Below are 18,274 nucleotides of genomic sequence, written 5' to 3' on the forward strand. Positions count from 1 at the left end.
GTTGACGTGATGGCATTAATTGTCTAGTTATATAGACAACTATACAATACCAGAATAGATATACCCTGCCAATGACAGGACGATGACAGTTGATGACAAAGAACAGGCGGATTGAGAGAAACAGCGGTGTAGCTATCTGGCGGCAGATTGCCGACGAGATACGCGGCGACATCATGGCCGGGAAACTGCAATCTGGGGCGCGTATGCCCGCTGAAATAGACTTGGCGGACCGATTTGGCGTCAATCGCCATACAGTGCGCAGCGCCATTGCAGCTCTGACACAGGAAGGTGTGTTGCGGGCAGAACAGGGGCGCGGCACCTTTGTGGCCAATGCAAAACGCCTCACCTATCAGATCGGCCGCCGCACCCGTATTTCGCAATCGCTGGCTTCGCAGGTACGCGATATGAAGGGAAGTCTACTCGCTTCCGGCACAGCCCCGGCCTCACCGGATATAGCCGAGGCCCTTGAGATTGAGCCCGGTTCGCCTGTCACGCGGCTGGAAACCTTGCACAGTGCCGATGGGCGCCCGGTGTCGCGTGCGACACTCTGGATCAGTGCCGAAAATTTTCCTGAAATTGCGACGGACTATGCGGAAAGTGGTTCAATCACCGTGGCGTTCAGAAAAGCGGGTATTGCGGATTATTTCCGTAAGTCCACAGTCATATCCGCCCGCCATGCCGATTCTGACGATCTGAAACATTTGAAACTTTCACCCGGCGCTATTGTGCTGACAGCCAAGGCTATCAATGTGAAGCTAGATGGGAAGCCGATTCAGTATTCGCTGACACGGTTTTCAGCCGACAATATGGAGTTCTCAATTGAGACCTATCCCGGCGATCCGTTGATGAACGGCGCGCTTTGATCCAAAACCGATCTGCTACTATCCCGACATTATGTCGAAGCATTGTATGAACACGGCATCGATAGGAAGCCATCGCCCAGACAGGGAAAATCTGATGACCATCGCTATTTTTCACAATCCGAAATGCGGCACCTCGCGCAATACCCTGGCGATGATCCGCGCCAGCGGCGAAGAACCCGTCATTGTCGAGTATGTGCAAAATCCGCCCACGCGGGAACGCTTGGTCGGGCTGCTTGCAGCCATGAACCTTACACCGCGTCAATTGCTGCGCGAGAAAGGTACACCCTTTGCCGAACTCGGCCTGTCCGATCCAAAATGGACCGACGATGAGCTGATCGACTTCATGATGACTCATCCGATTTTGATCAATCGGCCCATTGTTGAAACACCGAAAGGCACCAGACTGTGCCGCCCCTCCGAACTGGTTCTGGCTCTTCTGGAAAACCCTGTTGCTTCATTCACCAAAGAAGACGGTGAGCAGATTACATTCGAAGAGAAACCGCGCTGACAGGGATTGCCAGCTCGCAACCGACACTGTGTGATCAGCGATTTTAGAAGTATGTGCAATAGAAAAGGCGCTGTAAAACAGCGCCTTATCGAACTTCACTTATAAACAGGATGAGATTTATTCTCAGAACGGAATTTCGTCGTCCAGATCACGCGAAAAGCCACCGCCGCTACCGCCGCCCGAAGACGGGCCGGACGAACCGAAATCACCGCCGCCGCCGGAATAATCCGACATCTGGTTGCGATTGCCGCCGCCGCCGAACGAACGGCCCTCGCCGCCACCTTCGCCACGGCTGTCGAGCATCTGAAGTTCACCGCGGAACTTCTGCAGCACAACTTCCGTCGAATAGCGGTCGTTGCCGTTCTGATCCTGCCATTTGCGGGTCTGGAGCGCGCCTTCGATATAAACCTTGGCGCCCTTCTTCAGATATTGTTCCGCGACCTTGGCAAGGTTCTCGTTGAAAATGACAACGCTGTGCCATTCTGTACGATCCTTGCGTTCGCCGCTCTGACGGTCGCGCCAGCTTTCCGACGTCGCAATGCGCAGATTGGCGACCACATCGCCCGAATTCAGACGACGAATTTCCGGATCGGCACCAAGATTGCCGACCAGAATGACTTTGTTGACGCTACCAGCCATCGAAAAATTACTCCGGGTCTTGCATGCACGCTCTTTCCGTACGGCTTCGCACAGACAAGAGGCACGTTCCAAATGAAAGATCAGGCGCAACGATGCGCCATCACCAGAAACTCATATGTTCACCTTACAGGACTGGCTCAAAACGTGCTCAATCCGGGTCGGTGAATTTGTTAATGTCCACAGAGTTTATGTTCTTGTTTTGTTCAAAATGCAACCTTCCGACATTAAAAAGTCACACGTTCGCCACAAATTTCAGTGGGTTTTTGCACCATTTCCTATGCTGAAAATGCAGTTTGCCGTATTTCAGCGCCTAAAACTGCATCTGCCTTAATTACGAAACGGCCTCACCGATCATCCTTATGAAGTCGTAGCGTCCGCATCTCGCAAACCACATCAGCTTCCAAGGAAAAGCCCTGCCGCTCACTGTATCTTTGGCGCGCAGGGCTTGGGGTTTGAGCAATGCTCATGTGTCGACATTAATTCGTCGGCAGGTCTTTTCGGATCACAAAGGCGCACGGCCATTTGCATTCCGCGCAAATTCAAATTGTCGGCAATCACACTTTCGATCAACGACGCATCATTCCTTGCGAAAAGATGCTGCCGCAACCGAAACGGATTGTGCTTTCATCTCTGTGAAAGCTAGGCACTGTAGTCAGGTGGACTCATGCTCCTTTACCTCCCTACTGGGTCTCCCCGCCTCCTGCGGACCTCTTGCCGATGCCGTGTCATCCCACCGCGGCACCTCTCCGCTATCAGCGAGTTAGGGTAGTCTGCTCCTGTCAGGAGTGACAGTCAACGCTCTTGCGTTCACATTTCGTATCGCCTATCAGAAGGCTGGTTGTTCGATATTTGTTCTAATGATAAGAGTGCACCGATGAATGACCGGAGCCCCCTTCTTATTGGAGGGTTTCACCCCATATTAGAGACCGGCGCGACGTGTTTCACCATTCGGCGCCCGTTTATCCATGGCATCATGAGCAGGCAGGACGCGGAATGAGCGATCAGAAATTCATTTCCATACGTGGCGCGCGCGAACACAATCTAAAAAATGTCGATCTCGATCTGCCTCGCGACAAGCTGATCGTGATGACGGGGCTTTCCGGCTCGGGCAAATCCTCGCTTGCCTTCGATACGATCTATGCGGAAGGCCAGCGCCGCTACGTCGAAAGCCTTTCGGCCTATGCGCGCCAGTTCCTCGAAATGATGCAGAAGCCGGATGTCGATCAGATCGACGGCCTGTCGCCCGCCATTTCCATCGAGCAGAAGACGACGAGCCGCAATCCGCGTTCGACTGTCGGCACTGTCACCGAAATTTACGACTATATGCGCCTGCTCTTTGCGCGCGTGGGCGTGCCCTATTCGCCGGCGACCGGCCTTCCCATCGAAAGCCAGACGGTCAGCCAGATGGTTGATCGCGTCATGGCGCTGGAAGAAGGCACGCGCCTTTATATCCTCGCGCCCATCGTTCGCGGCCGCAAGGGCGAGTACAAGAAGGAGCTGGCGGAGCTTCAGAAAAAGGGCTTTCAGCGCGTCAAGGTAGACGGCACCTTCTATGAAATCGCCGACGTTCCGGCGCTGGACAAGAAGTACAAGCACGACATTGATGTGGTCGTCGACCGCGTCGTGGTGCGCCCTGACCTGTCGACCCGCCTCGCCGACAGTCTTGAAACCAGCCTCAAGCTTGCCGAAGGTCTGGCCGTTGCCGAGTTCGCGGACAAGCCGCTGCCGCCCGAAGAAACGGCGGAAGGTGGCGCAGCCAACAAATCGGCCAACGAAACGCATGAGCGCATTCTGTTTTCGGAAAAGTTTGCCTGCCCGGTTTCCGGCTTCACCATTCCCGAAATCGAACCGCGCCTGTTCTCGTTTAACAACCCGTTCGGCGCCTGCCCGACCTGCGATGGCCTCGGCACGCAGCAGGCCATCGATCCGAACCTGATCGTTCCCGACGAAACGGCAGCATTGAAGGATGGCGCGATTGCGCCATGGGCGCGATCCTCGTCGCCTTACTACAATCAGACGCTGGAAGCGCTTGGCAAAGCCTATGGCTTCAAGATTGGCGCACGATGGGCCGATCTTTCGGAAGAAGCCCAGCAGGCCATTCTTTATGGCACCAAGGGCAAGGAAATCACCTTCCAGTATGATGACGGCCTGCGCTCCTACCAGACGACGAAGCCTTTTGAAGGCGTAATCCCTAATCTGGAGCGCCGCTGGAAGGAGACCGATTCCGCCTGGTCGCGTGAAGATATCGAGCGCTTCATGGCCTCGACGCCCTGCCCTTCCTGTAATGGCTATCGCCTGAAGCCGGAAGCGCTGGCGGTCAAGATAGGCATGAAACATATCGGCGAGATCACGGAAATGTCGATCCGCAAGGCCGACGCTTGGTTCCGCGACGTCGATGGCAGCTTCAATGACAAGCAGCGCGAAATTGCCGCCCGCATTCTCAAGGAGATTCGCGAGCGCCTGCAGTTCCTCAACGATGTCGGCCTTGATTATCTGACGCTGGCGCGCAATTCCGGCACGCTGTCGGGCGGTGAAAGCCAGCGTATCCGTCTTGCCTCGCAGATCGGCTCCGGCCTGACCGGCGTGCTTTACGTGCTGGACGAACCCTCCATTGGTTTGCATCAGCGCGACAATGCCCGCCTTCTCGACACGCTGCGCCATCTGCGCGATCTCGGCAACACAGTCATCGTCGTTGAGCACGATGAAGACGCGATCCTGACTGCCGACTATGTGGTCGATATCGGCCCGGCGGCAGGTGTTCATGGCGGCAAGATCATTGCCCAGGGGTCGCCGCAGGACGTGATGTCCAATGCGAACTCGCTGACCGGCAAGTATCTGTCGGGTACGATGGAAGTTGCCGTTCCGGCGGAACGCCGCAAGATTTCAAAGTCCAAGCGCATCAAGGTGGTGGGCGCGCGCGGCAACAACCTGAAGAATGTCTCGGCAGATATTCCGCTCGGCACCTTCACCGCCGTCACCGGCGTTTCAGGCGGCGGCAAGTCCACTTTCCTGATCGAAACCCTGTACAAGGCTGCTTCGCGCCGCATCATGGGCTCGCGCGAACACCCGGCGGAACATGACCGTATCGAAGGGCTGGAATTCCTCGACAAGGTGATCGATATCGACCAGTCGCCTATTGGCCGCACCCCGCGCTCCAACCCGGCAACTTATACCGGCGCCTTCACGCCGATCCGCGACTGGTTCGCGGGCCTGCCGGAAGCCAAGGCGCGAGGTTATCAGCCGGGCCGCTTCTCGTTCAACGTGAAGGGCGGACGCTGCGAGGCCTGTCAGGGCGATGGCGTCATCAAGATCGAGATGCACTTCCTGCCTGATGTCTATGTGACTTGCGACGTATGCCACGGCAAGCGCTACAACCGCGAAACGCTGGAAGTCCTGTTCAAGGGCAAGTCCATCGCCGATGTGCTGGACATGACGGTCGAGGAAGGCGCGGAATTCTTCTCCGCTGTACCCGCCGTACGCGACAAAATGGAAACGCTCGTCAAGGTTGGCCTCGGCTATATCAAGGTTGGCCAGCAGGCAACGACGCTGTCGGGCGGTGAAGCGCAGCGCGTGAAGCTCGCCAAGGAGCTGTCGCGCCGTGCAACGGGCCGTACGCTCTATATTCTGGACGAACCGACGACCGGCCTGCACTTCCACGACGTGGCAAAACTTTTGGAAGTGCTGCACGAGTTGGTCGAACAGGGCAATACGGTCGTAGTGATCGAGCATAATCTCGAAGTCATCAAGACTGCCGACTGGGTGATCGACCTTGGACCGGAAGGTGGCGATGGCGGCGGCGAGATTGTTGCCGTGGGCCGTCCGGAAGACATCGTGCAGGAGAAGCGGTCTTATACCGGCCACTTCCTCAAGGAACTGCTGGAACGCCGTCCCAAGCGCAGTTCAGAGGCTGCTGAATAAACGGCAGGCAAAGAGAGTAATTGGAAGCCGGGCCCAGTGCCCGGCTTTTTTGCGGATACTCCTCTGTCTGAGCGGGCAAGGACCTGAGAATAAAAGCGTTAGTCGCTATAACGGCCAGCGCGGTCACATCATGCCCTGAGGCAATATACGACTTTCTAATACTCCGGGTCTGTTCCCGATCTCGAATTTATACGCCGGGACTCATAGCTTGTTCACGCCCGGCAAGACTGCGTTCTGAATGGCTTCTGCGACATATGCGAGGTTCGTTTGCGGTCGGAGGTTCGGGTAACGGAGATCCAGAACAATGGCTTATGACGAACTCAGAACCAGATTGCGCGGAGTAACAACCGCTCTTGTTACCCCATTTGAAAACGGAGAAGTGGCGCACAAGGCTTTCGCAGAATTGGTGGAGTGGCAGATTGGAGAAGGCATCCATGCTCTTTCTCCCTGTGGCACGACCGGAGAGGCCCCAACTCTCAATACGGCGGAAAAGATCAGCCTCATCAAAACCTGTGTTGACGTCTCTGCAGGACGTTTACCCGTTGTTGCAGGAACAGGCACTAACGATACTCTATCGACCATAGCTTTGACGAGCGCTGCGGCTGCCTGCGGTGCCGACGCTGCCTTGATTGTCACGCCCTACTATAACTGCCCGTCTCAGGAAGGCTTGTATCGTCATTTCGAAGCTGTGGCTCGTAATGTTCAGATACCAATGATCCTTTATAATGTTCCGAAGCGAACTGGCGTCGACCTTTCTCTGGAAACTATCGAACGGCTGAGTGAACTACCGACTGTCATTGGTATCAAGGACGCAACCGGCGAACTTGATCGCCTCAAACGTATCATTCGTCGTATTGGTGATCGGCTGTTACTGCTATCCGGCCATGATGCAACCGCCGTTCCCTTCAATCTTGAGGGCGGAGACGGAATGATTTCCGTCATATCGAATGTGCTTCCAGCAGCCACTGTCGAACTTTACGAAGCCTGTAAACGTGCCGACACCTGCACCGCCAGAACGCTCGGCTTCAAATTGAAGCCTCTTCTGACAGCCATGGAACAGGACACCAACCCCGTTCCGGTGAAGTATGCCTTGCACCATCGGCGCGGTCTTTCGCCGGATGTACGGCTGCCATTGGTTGGCGTCAGCGAAGAAACCGCCAGCTCCATTCGCCGGGCCTGTGCTGCCATTGACCATGTGGAAGAAACACCCTCGGCGCTCATAGCGCAGCATCAGCAAGCGGTACTTTCCATCACACTGGCGGCGCGCTGACACACCGCCAGCCTAGCCCCCCAGCAATTGAAACATTCGTGCAACCATCAGAAGTGAGGTTTCGATCATGTACGGAAAATTGGGCCTGTTTTTACACCTAAGCAAAGCAAAGCGTACGCATGCAGGGTCCCGGAACATCAGTTCAGCCATTACCGAGGAAGAATTGCGCCAGGACATCAGCATACTGCTCCGCTTGATGACCGTGATTGGAGCCGGCGTTCTGGTGACGTTCCTCATCATGCAACTTACACAGTGAATGCGGTTGCGTCTCTGGATGGAGCACTCGCTATGACCACAAAAAACCAGAGAAACGCCGCCGTTCCACTGCCGCGCTTTATCGTCGACAAGGAAGCCGCACGGCGCTGGGTCGTCTATGACCGGCTGGGACTTGTCGGGGGACTTTTCACAGATCGCGTATCAGCACTGCGTTTTGTGAAGTCCATTTGTGATACGCGGCCTGCTGCTACCTACAGACTTTCTCGTAAAGGCACATTGTGCACCGATATGATCTTCGGGAAGCGCACTTCCCTGCTGAAGATCGTCCGCTAGTCCATTGAGCCGCCAAATGGTGTCATTTGGCGGTGCAATCTCGCAAGATCAGCCGAGCATTCTTTCACTCATGAAAAACCCGGATATATTTTTCGACTGGCTGCTATCATTGGCAGCCGTTTTCGCACTGGCCAGAATCCTGACGGATATTTTTGGTTCTTAGAAGCCAACATCCGGTTGCAAGCACTCATTCACGCTTACTACACTTACGAAAAAAGCCCGGCAATGCCGGGCCTTCTCGACAGCCATTCGCGATCATGCCGCGATGGCTGGAAATTTAATGTCACGATCCGTTCGAAGAGCTTTCACTCTCCAGATCATGATTAGCCGTTTACGGCATCCTTCAGGCCCTTGCCAGCCGAGAACTTCGGCACGTTGCGAGCCGGAATAGCAACTTCCTTGCCGGTCGACGGGTTGCGGCCGGTCGAGGCAGCGCGATGCGAAACGGAGAAAACGCCGAAGCCAGGCAGACGGACTTCTTCACCAGCCTTCAGGGCGCCGGTAACAGCAGCGAGTACAGCATCAACAGCAGTACCGGCATCAGCCTTCGTCAAACCGCCCTTTTCCGCAACTGCGGCAACCAATTCGTTCTTGTTCATTGGCATTTCCTTTCTTTATCTACCGGAACGGATAACGTGACCGGATTGGTCGGAGTTTATTCAAATCGTTTCACAAACCAAGCCTGTCAACGTGAAAAAACCCCGGAAAACCGGGGTTAAACACAGAAATGCCGGACAAATTGCCCGGCATTTCGATTGTTGGTCCTGATAGACACCTTCCAGCGGGATGATCCGACTGAATCAGAATCGCCCGCCAGAAGTTCATTTCACTGCATTACCAGAAAGCAAACCGCTTCGCGATTTCGCTGGAAATGCTTCAATGCGCCGTCGAAACCCCTGCTTCTTCCTCGACCGAAGGCACGGTCGCCGGGGTTGTCGGCTCGGTCCATTCAATCGGCTCTGGTTCACGAACCAGAGCGTGCTTGAGGACTTCACCCACGCGAGACACCGGAACGATCTCAAGACTGTTCTTCACATTGTCCGGAATATCCGCCAGATCCTTGGCGTTTTCTTCCGGAATCAGAACCTTCTTGATGCCGCCGCGCAGAGCTGCGAGGAGCTTTTCCTTCAGGCCGCCGATTGGCAGGACACGACCGCGCAAGGTGACCTCGCCTGTCATTGCGATGTCCTTGCGAACCGGGATACCGGTCAGCACGGATACAATCGCCGTGACCATGGCGATACCGGCAGACGGACCGTCCTTCGGCGTTGCACCTTCCGGCACGTGCACGTGGATGTCGCGCTTGTCAAACAGCGGAGGCTCGATGCCGAAATCGATTGCTCTGCTGCGGACATAGGATGCAGCAGCGGAGATCGATTCCTTCATCACGTCGCGGAGGTTACCCGTGACGGTCATGCGGCCCTTGCCGGGCATCATGACGCCTTCGATGGTCAACAGCTCGCCGCCGACTTCAGTCCAGGCAAGCCCTGTCACGACGCCAACCTGATCTTCGCCGTCGATCTGACCGAAGCGGAACCGCTCGACACCCAGATAGTCGGAGAGGTTCTTGTCAGTGACCTTCACCGACTTCTTCTTCGACTTCAGGATTTCGGTCACGGCCTTACGTGCCAGAGTCATCAGTTCGCGTTCGAGGTTACGCACACCTGCTTCCCGCGTGTAAAGGCGGATAACATTGCGCAGCGCATCGTCCGTGACCGAAAACTCCTTCGGCTGCAGGGCGTGGTCCTTGATTGCCTTCGGCAGCAGGTGCCGCTTGGCGATCTCGAGCTTTTCATCCTCGGTGTAGCCCGCGATACGGATGACTTCCATACGGTCCAGCAATGGACCCGGAATGTTCAGCGTGTTGGCCGTCGTCACGAACATGACGTTCGACAGATCATATTCGACCTCAAGGTAGTGATCCATGAAGGTCGAGTTCTGTTCCGGATCCAGCACCTCGAGCATGGCCGATGACGGATCGCCGCGGAAATCCTGGCCCATCTTGTCGATTTCATCGAGCAGGAAGAGCGGATTGGACTTCTTCGCCTTCTTCATCGACTGGATGACCTTGCCGGGCATCGAGCCGATATAGGTGCGGCGGTGACCGCGGATTTCAGCCTCGTCACGCACGCCGCCAAGCGACATACGGACATATTCACGGCCGGTAGCCTTGGCAATCGAACGGGCGAGCGAGGTCTTGCCCACGCCGGGAGGTCCGACGAGGCAAAGGATCGGGCCCTTGATCTTGGTCGAGCGGGCCTGCACTGCGAGATATTCGACAATGCGTTCCTTGACTTTTTCGAGACCAAAATGATCGTCACCGAGTACGCCCTCGGCGAAGTTCAGGTCTTGCTTGATCTTCGACTTCTTGCCCCATGGAATGGATAGCAGCCAGTCGAGATAGTTGCGGACGACCGTTGCTTCGGCAGACATCGGGCTCATGCTGCGCAGCTTCTTCAGCTCTGCCTGTGCCTTTTCGCGTGCTTCCTTGGAAAGCTTGGTCTTGTTGATGCGTTCTTCGAGTTCAGCCGCTTCATCGCGACCGTCCTCGCCATCGCCAAGCTCCTTCTGGATCGCCTTCATCTGCTCGTTGAGATAGTACTCGCGCTGCGTCTTCTCCATCTGGCGCTTGACGCGGCTGCGGATACGCTTCTCGACCTGCAGGACCGAAATTTCGGCTTCCATAAAGGAAAGTGCCTTCTCAAGGCGCTCACGCACCGAGAGGATCGACAGCATTTCCTGCTTTTCGGGAATCTTGATCGCGAGGTGTGAGGCAACCGTGTCGGCAAGCTTCGAATAGTCGTCGATCTGGCTGGCGGCGCCAACCACTTCCGGCGAAATCTTCTTGTTCAGCTTGACGTAGTTTTCGAAGTCGGAAACCACCGAGCGGGACAGCGCCTCCATCTCAACGGCATCTTCCTCAGGCTCCGGTAAAGCCGCAGCATAGGCCTCGTGATAATCTTCGCGATCGGTAAACTTGGAAACCTTGGCGCGTGCCGTACCTTCGACCAGCACCTTGACGGTGCCGTCTGGCAGCTTCAAAAGCTGCAATACATTGGCAATCGTGCCGATTTCAAAAATCGCATCCGGTGCCGGATCGTCATCGGCAGCGTTTTTCTGGGTGGCGAGCAGAATCTGCTTGTCCACACCCATCACTTCCTCCAGCGCGCGAATGGACTTTTCGCGGCCAACAAAAAGCGGAACGATCATATGCGGGAAAACGACGATGTCACGCAACGGCAAAACGGCATAGAGCCCGTCTGCACCGCCCGCTTCAGAACCACCCAAAGGTGTCTTCTGTTCAATACCCGTCATAACTCAGTCCTTTCTCAGGTCTTTCAACCTGACTGCCACGTCCGCGCCCCCTTTCATTATGAGGCAGGTCGCGAATGTGCTTCGGTCCATACTTGGAGAGCCAAACCCGGCAATTCAATAGCCTGTATCGGGATGGCTTTCATAGAATCGTCATCTATCCTGCGCTGTACCGTGAATTAGTACAATATCCAGCTTAGGCTGTACCCCGATTGCTGCGCCTGCAATAGTGACAGGATCAGCCCGACGCAAGTTTGCACATGAAAAAGGCCGCTTGCGCGGCCTTTTTATGGATTAATTGTCACCGCTTAAGCGGAAACATTACCCTTTTCGTCCTGGCGCTCGGCATAGATATAGAGCGGACGGGCACTGCCATCCACTACATCGCCGGAAATGACCACTTCCTGTACGCCTTCCAGCGTCGGAAGCTCGAACATCGTGTCGAGCAGGATCTTTTCCATGATCGAACGCAGACCGCGTGCACCCGTCTTGCGCTCGACAGCCTTGTTGGCAATTGCCCGCAGGGCATCGTCGTGGAAGCTAAGCTCGACACTCTCCATGTCGAACAGGCGCTGATACTGCTTCACGAGCGCATTCTTCGGCTCGGTCAGGATTTGCACCAGAGCATCGACATCGAGGTCTTCGAGGGTCGCGATCACCGGCAGACGACCGACGAATTCCGGAATGAGACCGAATTTCAGCAAATCTTCCGGTTCCAGCTCCCTGAACACTTCACCGATACGACGATCGTCAGCCGACTTCACGTTTGCACCAAAGCCTATGGAGGTCTTCTCGCCACGTGCGGAGATGATCTTGTCGAGACCGGCAAAAGCGCCGCCGCAGATGAAGAGGATGTTCGTCGTATCCACCTGCAGGAATTCCTGCTGTGGGTGCTTGCGGCCACCCTGCGGCGGCACGGAAGCGACGGTGCCTTCCATGATCTTCAGAAGCGCCTGCTGGACGCCCTCGCCCGACACGTCGCGCGTGATGGACGGGTTATCCGACTTGCGGCTGATCTTGTCGACTTCGTCGATATAGACGATGCCGCGCTGCGCACGTTCCACGTTGTAATCGGCGGCCTGAAGCAGCTTCAGGATGATGTTCTCGACATCTTCACCGACATAGCCTGCTTCCGTCAGTGTCGTCGCATCGGCCATGGTGAACGGCACATCGATGATGCGTGCGAGCGTCTGGGCAAGATAGGTCTTGCCGCAACCCGTCGGACCGACGAGAAGAATGTTCGACTTCGCAAGCTCGATATCGCTGCTCTTGGACTGATGGGCGAGACGCTTGTAGTGATTGTGAACCGCAACCGACAGAACGCGCTTGGCATCCTTCTGGCCGATGACGTAATCGTCAAGAACGGCCATGATTTCCTGCGGCGTAGGCACGCCCTCGCGCGACTTCACCATCGAGGATTTGTTTTCCTCGCGGATGATGTCCATGCAGAGTTCGACGCACTCGTCGCAGATGAAAACGGTCGGGCCTGCAATCAGCTTGCGCACTTCATGCTGGCTTTTGCCGCAGAACGAGCAATAAAGCGTATTCTTGGAATCGCCGCCGCTGTTGCTGACTTTGCTCATCGCAGTTTCCTTTCAATTGACCGAAATGAACCTTGGGCGCTCAAATCGATCGTTTCTTCCGGTTCGGACCCAGTGCTGGAGGAGAAACGCGCCTCCCGCTGGTCATGATGGCAGCAGATACGCACTGCCTGTCATCAAGGGCCTGTAGTCTCAGGATTCCTGTCACCGTGTGGCTCCCCGACCGAAGGAGCCATTTGGCGACTTTTGCAGAAGCTGCACCGCCGAACAAATGAAAAATAAGTTCCCGGCAAAGATTCGGCATAATCTGACCAAGTTTAGCGCCCCGAACCCCAACAGATGCTTAACGCGGCGCGTTAACCATCACGTAGGAGCAAGAATTAGGCCCCTTTTGTGGCAAAGGGCGCTAAAATCAGGTGCGAGCCGGAGATTCCGGCTCTTACTTCGATTCGTCCGCGCCGACGTCGCGCGATTCAACCACCTTGTCGATAAGGCCGAATTCGAGCGCTTCCTGCGCGGTCATGAAATGGTCGCGGTCCAGCGTGCGTTCGATCGTCTCGTAATCGCGGCCTGTGTGCTTGACGTAGACCTCGTTCAGGCGGCGCTTCATCTTGATGATATCCTGCGCGTGACGTTCGATATCCGATGCCTGCCCCTGGAACCCGCCCGATGGCTGGTGAACCATGATACGGGCATTCGGCAGCGCATAACGCTGGCCGGTCGCACCGGCGGTCAGAAGCAGCGAGCCCATCGAAGCAGCCTGGCCCATGCAAAGCGTGGATACCGGCGGACGAATGAACTGCATCGTGTCATAGATCGCCATGCCGGAGGTTACGACGCCGCCGGGCGAATTGATGTACATGTTGATCTCTTTCTTCGGGTTTTCCGCTTCGAGAAAGAGAAGCTGTGCGCAGACCAGCATCGACATTCCGTCTTCAACCGGTCCGTTCACGAAGATGATGCGCTCCTTGAGAAGGCGCGAGAAAATATCATAGGCCCGTTCGCCACGGTTGGTCTGCTCAACCACCATCGGGACGAGGTTCATGACGGTTTCGATCGGATCTCTCATTATGGGCCTCTGGATATATTTATGGCGAAGTGAATAGTTTTGAATCGTGAGTGTTCCATACATAGGGCGTTGCGCCCCTGTTCCGCAAGTGGCGCAGCACTCCGCGTTTTACTCCCAGTCCGACTCCGGCTTTTCGGGCCGAATGCCGCGCTTCTCGTCCAGCGTTTTGCGGGCTACTTCGGTCAGTCGGGCCTTGATGCGCACGGAGCCGTCTTCCAGATTCTCGCGTTCGACATTGCTGCCATGCTGGTAAATCCAATCGAGAAGATGAAGCTCGAAGGGAGACAGCAACACATCGACCGAACCGAGCGAACCCGCTATTCGCGTTTCGATAAGCGAAAGCAACCTGTCAACGCCTTCACCGGTAATGGCTGAGAGAGGGATCGGACGCCCCTCCTCGCTACCGGCTGCGGCAAGGCGCAGGGCAGCTTCCCGCCCACTTTCGTCAAGGTTGTCGATCTTGTTCCAGATTTCGACGACACGCTTGCGGTCCTGTGGCTCTATACCCAGCCCCGCAAGAATGCTTTCCACGTCTTCCGCCTGCGCGGCATTGTCCGGATCGGAAATGTCGCGGACATGCAGAATCAAGTCAGCCTCGACCACTTCCTCAAGCGTAGCGCGAAATGCAGCGACGAGATGGTGCGGCAGGTTTGAGATGAAACCAACCGTATCCGACAGGATCACGGTTTCGCCATGCGGAAGGCGAATGCGGCGCAATGTCGGATCGAGCGTGGCGAAGAGCATGTCTTCGGCAAGCACTTCCGCACCGGTCATGCGATTGAAAAGCGTAGACTTTCCCGCATTGGTGTAGCCGACGAGTGCAACAATCGGATGCGGCACCTTGCGCCGCTTCTGGCGATGCAGCGTGCGGGTGCGCACGACCGTTTCAAGCTCACGCTTGATCTTCAGGATCTTGTCCTGCAACAGGCGTCGGTCGGCTTCGATCTGCGTTTCACCGGGGCCACCGAGGAATCCGCCACCACCGCGCTGGCGCTCAAGGTGGGTCCAGCTTCTGACCAGGCGGCCCTTCTGATAATTCAGATGCGCCAGTTCGACCTGCAAGGCACCTTCCTTGGTGTTCGCACGCTCGCCGAAAATTTCGAGAATGAGCCCCGTACGGTCGATGACCTTGACGTTCCATTCCTTTTCCAGATTGCGCTGCTGCACCGGCGTCAGCGCATGATCGACGATGACCAGCCCAATGGCCTTTTCGTTGACAGTTTCGGCAATGGCCTCCACTTTTCCCGCGCCAAGCAAGGTCGCAGGTCGCGGATTGGCAACAATGACGATTTCGGCATGCTCGATGTCGAGATTGATCGCCCTGGCAAGCCCTACGGCTTCCTCAAGGCGTGCCTCATTCGAACGCTGAAACTGCGAGCGCGCGCCCTCGTCAGCGGTCGCACCGGCATTGTATCGCTCCGGCAAGACGGGAACGATGACGGCAGCCCTGGTGGGTTCAGGTTCTGAAATTTCAAAACCTTTATCTGCATCGGCAGATGTCGGCTTTTTATCCTTGAATTTGGACAAGTATATGCACTCCGGGACGCGGAAACTGTGAAGGCGCATTCAATCTGAATTGATCAGATCAATGCACTATCTGACATTGCAGATAAGTCACCGCCAAAGCTGTTTCAAATGAAAGACGCCCCGGATTGTTTAAACATGACGAACCGGACAAGCCGTGCGTGTCCGGTCATCATCAAGCAGAAACAAAAAACTGGAGCGAGACGACATGAATCGTCACGCCCCAGCGAAAATCGGAAAGCGTCAGGCTTCTTCGCCTTCGAACATCTGCACAGGCTGGCTTGGCATGATCGTCGAAATCGCATGCTTGTAAACAAGCTGCGAATGACCGTCACGGCGCAGAAGCACACAGAAATTATCGAACGACGTTACAATGCCGGTCAGTTTCACGCCATTGATAAGAAAAATCGTCAGTGAGATTTTCTGCTTGCGTACAGAATTCAGAAAAAGGTCTTGTAGATTTTGCGATCGTTCAGCCATTGTTTTTATTCCTTTAATCGATCAGCAGCCAGCTCGCGATGTGTTAAACGAACACGCGCATGCACATAAATCAAGCACCGGAGCGTGCAAAACCGGTACTCGACCGCAATTGCTGTGGAAAGACAACTGCTTCGCTATTTAGCTTCGGTTAACAGGATGGGAATCTTTGCGCAACCGTCAATTTCATTAGTGTATCAGCAATTCCTGGCGGGCAAGATCGCATCAAGCTCTCAGCCTGTAATGGCAAGCTCTTCTTTTTGCTGCGATTCAAGTAAGGGTTGCACCCTATCCAATGCCCACATGTAAAAACTTCCGGGCTGGAGCGAAACAACTTCCTTGTGCTTTTTATGTATATGAAAGCCTATAAAATCAGGATGGTTGATCGGCTCCAGGCCATAGGCTGGATCATAGATGCGCGTGGCATCCTTCCCGACCCAATAGTAGAAGTTTTCCTGCGGCGCTGCATTTTTGAAAATCCCGTATTTGCGGGCTAGGCGCGAAATACCGTCATTACCAAAGACAGTGATGCCGATCGAGGCAGGCGTTACTTCCTTGCCGATCAGGCGATAGTAAATTGGACGTAATTTTCCTCTGCGCACGCCCAGCCAGTTAGGCAGGGGGTAGCTAGCCGATATGTAGGTCTCAAATTCACGAATAATCGGATGATCGTGCGGAAGATAGAGCGCGGACACGCCGACCCGAAAACGATTCTCTCGCGCGAGATATGGTTTGCTCGGATCGGGATGAAACTGCCTTAGCAGATAGACATCCGTATCCAGCCAAACGCCCTGCTGATATTTCATCAGCATGACACGGAAAATATCGCTGAACTGAACGATAGTCCGTTTGGAGCTGAAATTCGGATAGTTCGGGTCAAGCCGTTTGAATGTCGTTTCAGGTAGGATACTGCCAGCATCGTGCAGCTCGACGCCCGGTGGTACGTTCTCGATCGAAGCGTAAGCAAAGAGCTTTACCCTTTGACCGGTCATAACCATTGATGCAAGACAAACGCAATCGACCTCGCGTAAACGCGAGCCGTACCAGAACGTACAGATATCCATGTCAGCCCCTAAGCCTTAACCCCGGCTGAAGCTAACACAAAGTTGTGATCAGAAGAACTCCAGACTGACGCGGAACATCTGTTCCACATGTTTTACCGCGTCAGATGTTGCGAAAATGACGACGCGATCCCTGGGCTTGATCCGCACATCGCCATTTGGGCGGATCACCTGCCCGTCACGATAGATCGCACCGATTCGCAGGCCTTCAGGCAGGTCGAGATCACGCAACGGTGCCCCCACGAGTGAGGAGGTCTCAAGGGCTTCGGCCTCGATCAGTTCAGCCATGTCGCGATAGACGCTGTAGACCGCACGAATGCGTCCGCGACGCACATGCTGGAGGATTTTTGAGATCGTGACAGCCTTCGGATTTATATAGGCGTCGATCCCCACCATATGGGTGAAATCCTGATAGGCGACTGTATTCAGAAGAGCCATATTGGACTTGCAACCCAGGCGTTTTGCCATGATGCTTGACAGAATATTGACCTGATCCTGATTGGTCAGCGCGACCATCAGATCGGCATCCTGAATATCAGCTTCCTGTAAAATATTCTGGTCCAGCGCGCTGCCGTGCAAGACCATGGTGCGCTTTAGCTGATCTGCAATCGCGAATGCGCGGTCGTGTTCGCTTTCGATCATCTTGACGCGCGTATGCCACTTGCGATCCTCGATGGCCTTGGCCACGTAGAGACCGATATTGCCGCCACCTGCGATAACGATGCGGCTGGCTTCCGGCTTTTCATGCCCGAACAGACCCAATGTGCGACGGACCTGCTCACGCGTGGTCACGACATAGGCCAGATCTCCCGCGTTCAGCTCGTCGGAAGAACGCGGGATGAACAGGCTGTCGTTGCGCACCACACCGACGACGGTCGCTGCGAGATCGGGAAACAGATCGGTGAGCTGTTTCAGCGGCGTATTGATGACCGGGCATTCCTCAAGGCATTCGATAGCGAGACCGATGATCTTGTCATCGGCAAAGCGCAGCACGTCTGTTGCACCCTGCAACGCGATACGTCGCAGAACAACCTCGCCTACCTCCAGCTCTGGCGAGATGATGACGTCGATTGGCAGGTTTTCGCGCAGGAACAAATCCTGATATTCGGCCTTGAGATAGGACTGGGCGCGAATACGGGCAATCTTGGTCGGCACGTTGAAGACAGAATGCGCCACCTGACAGGCCACCATATTGACCTCGTCGGACAAGGTGACAGCGATGATCATATCCGCTTCATCGGCGCCTGCGGCGGCAAGCACATCAGGCTGCGAACCGTGGCCGACAAAGCCGCGCACATCGAGCGTGTCGCGCACGATTTCGATGTGGCGTGCCGATGTGTCGATGACGGAGACATCATTTTCTTCGGCGGCAAGCCGCTCGGCGATGCCGTATCCGACCTGCCCTGCTCCGCAAACGATTACCCGCATGACCGCTCCGTTTGAGACAATTAGAGCATTTCCAGCAAAAGTGCGAAGCGGTTTTGCGTAGGATAATGCGACAGAAACTAATATTTAGAGCGGCTCCAGCGTCTCCGCTTTAGCT

At 55.4% G+C, this 18,274-nt stretch carries 14 protein-coding genes and 1 pseudogene; 5 read left to right on the forward strand and 10 right to left on the reverse strand.

Annotated elements, in window-relative coordinates:
• The first annotated feature begins 89 nt into the window (after positions 1–89).
• Complete coding sequence (gene phnF, locus ACYSN1_RS01295; protein WP_461724085.1) at positions 90–863, forward strand: phosphonate metabolism transcriptional regulator PhnF; 774 nt, start codon at positions 90–92, stop codon at positions 861–863.
• A 94-nt stretch (positions 864–957) separates the two neighbouring features.
• Positions 958–1,371, forward strand: a complete 414-nt coding sequence (arsC, locus tag ACYSN1_RS01300) for an arsenate reductase (glutaredoxin) (protein ID WP_461724086.1) — start codon at positions 958–960, stop codon at positions 1,369–1,371.
• 123 nt (positions 1,372–1,494) lie between these two features.
• Here arsC and ssb read toward each other — a convergent pair whose 3' ends face one another.
• Positions 1,495–2,010 carry a single-stranded DNA-binding protein gene (ssb, locus tag ACYSN1_RS01305; protein ID WP_140019496.1) on the reverse strand — a complete coding sequence of 172 codons (516 nt, stop codon included), beginning with the start codon at positions 2,008–2,010 and terminating at the stop codon, positions 1,495–1,497.
• Positions 2,011–3,003: 993 nt separating this feature from the next.
• Between ssb and uvrA the strand changes: the two genes are divergently transcribed.
• From uvrA to ACYSN1_RS01320, 3 genes are all read left to right on the forward strand, one after another.
• A complete protein-coding gene (uvrA, locus tag ACYSN1_RS01310) occupies positions 3,004–5,928 on the forward strand; it encodes an excinuclease ABC subunit UvrA (protein ID WP_461724087.1) in 2,925 nt (974 codons plus the stop codon).
• Between the two features lie 304 nt (positions 5,929–6,232).
• Positions 6,233–7,198 carry a 4-hydroxy-tetrahydrodipicolinate synthase gene (gene dapA, locus ACYSN1_RS01315; RefSeq protein ID WP_461724088.1) on the forward strand — a complete coding sequence of 322 codons (966 nt, stop codon included), beginning with the start codon at positions 6,233–6,235 and terminating at the stop codon, positions 7,196–7,198.
• Between the two features lie 288 nt (positions 7,199–7,486).
• The gene (locus ACYSN1_RS01320) at positions 7,487–7,747 is read left to right on the forward strand and encodes a hypothetical protein (protein WP_010660141.1); all 261 of its coding nucleotides are present in this window, start codon (positions 7,487–7,489) and stop codon (positions 7,745–7,747) included.
• Between the two features lie 323 nt (positions 7,748–8,070).
• Here ACYSN1_RS01320 and ACYSN1_RS01325 read toward each other — a convergent pair whose 3' ends face one another.
• From ACYSN1_RS01325 to trkA, 9 genes and pseudogenes are all read right to left on the reverse strand, one after another.
• On the reverse strand, positions 8,071–8,346 hold the full coding sequence (locus ACYSN1_RS01325) for an HU family DNA-binding protein (RefSeq protein WP_006470422.1): 276 nt from the start codon (positions 8,344–8,346) through the stop codon (positions 8,071–8,073).
• Positions 8,347–8,623: 277 nt separating this feature from the next.
• Positions 8,624–11,062 (reverse strand): endopeptidase La, encoded by a 2,439-nt coding sequence (lon, locus tag ACYSN1_RS01330; protein WP_461724089.1) that lies wholly within the window; start codon positions 11,060–11,062, stop codon positions 8,624–8,626.
• Between the two features lie 305 nt (positions 11,063–11,367).
• On the reverse strand, positions 11,368–12,642 hold the full coding sequence (gene clpX, locus ACYSN1_RS01335; RefSeq protein WP_105541868.1) for an ATP-dependent Clp protease ATP-binding subunit ClpX: 1,275 nt from the start codon (positions 12,640–12,642) through the stop codon (positions 11,368–11,370).
• Between the two features lie 397 nt (positions 12,643–13,039).
• Positions 13,040–13,669 carry an ATP-dependent Clp endopeptidase proteolytic subunit ClpP gene (clpP, locus tag ACYSN1_RS01340; RefSeq protein ID WP_104757392.1) on the reverse strand — a complete coding sequence of 210 codons (630 nt, stop codon included), beginning with the start codon at positions 13,667–13,669 and terminating at the stop codon, positions 13,040–13,042.
• A 108-nt stretch (positions 13,670–13,777) separates the two neighbouring features.
• Positions 13,778–15,196 carry a GTPase HflX gene (gene hflX, locus ACYSN1_RS01345; protein WP_461724090.1) on the reverse strand — a complete coding sequence of 473 codons (1,419 nt, stop codon included), beginning with the start codon at positions 15,194–15,196 and terminating at the stop codon, positions 13,778–13,780.
• A 240-nt stretch (positions 15,197–15,436) separates the two neighbouring features.
• The gene (gene hfq, locus ACYSN1_RS01350; RefSeq protein WP_002964239.1) at positions 15,437–15,673 is read right to left on the reverse strand and encodes an RNA chaperone Hfq; all 237 of its coding nucleotides are present in this window, start codon (positions 15,671–15,673) and stop codon (positions 15,437–15,439) included.
• A gap of 5 nt (positions 15,674–15,678) precedes the next feature.
• Positions 15,679–15,861 (reverse strand): annotated as a pseudogene (locus ACYSN1_RS01355) (hypothetical protein); the annotation flags it as partial.
• A 42-nt stretch (positions 15,862–15,903) separates the two neighbouring features.
• Positions 15,904–16,734: a glycosyltransferase family 32 protein gene (locus ACYSN1_RS01360; RefSeq protein WP_461724091.1), complete on the reverse strand. Its 831-nt coding sequence runs from the start codon at positions 16,732–16,734 to the stop codon at positions 15,904–15,906.
• A 48-nt stretch (positions 16,735–16,782) separates the two neighbouring features.
• Positions 16,783–18,159, reverse strand: coding sequence for a Trk system potassium transporter TrkA (gene trkA, locus ACYSN1_RS01365; RefSeq protein ID WP_461724092.1), 1,377 nt, complete (start codon positions 18,157–18,159; stop codon positions 16,783–16,785).
• Positions 18,160–18,274: the final 115 nt, after the last annotated feature.

This window comes from Brucella sp. LJL56, assembly GCF_054871705.1.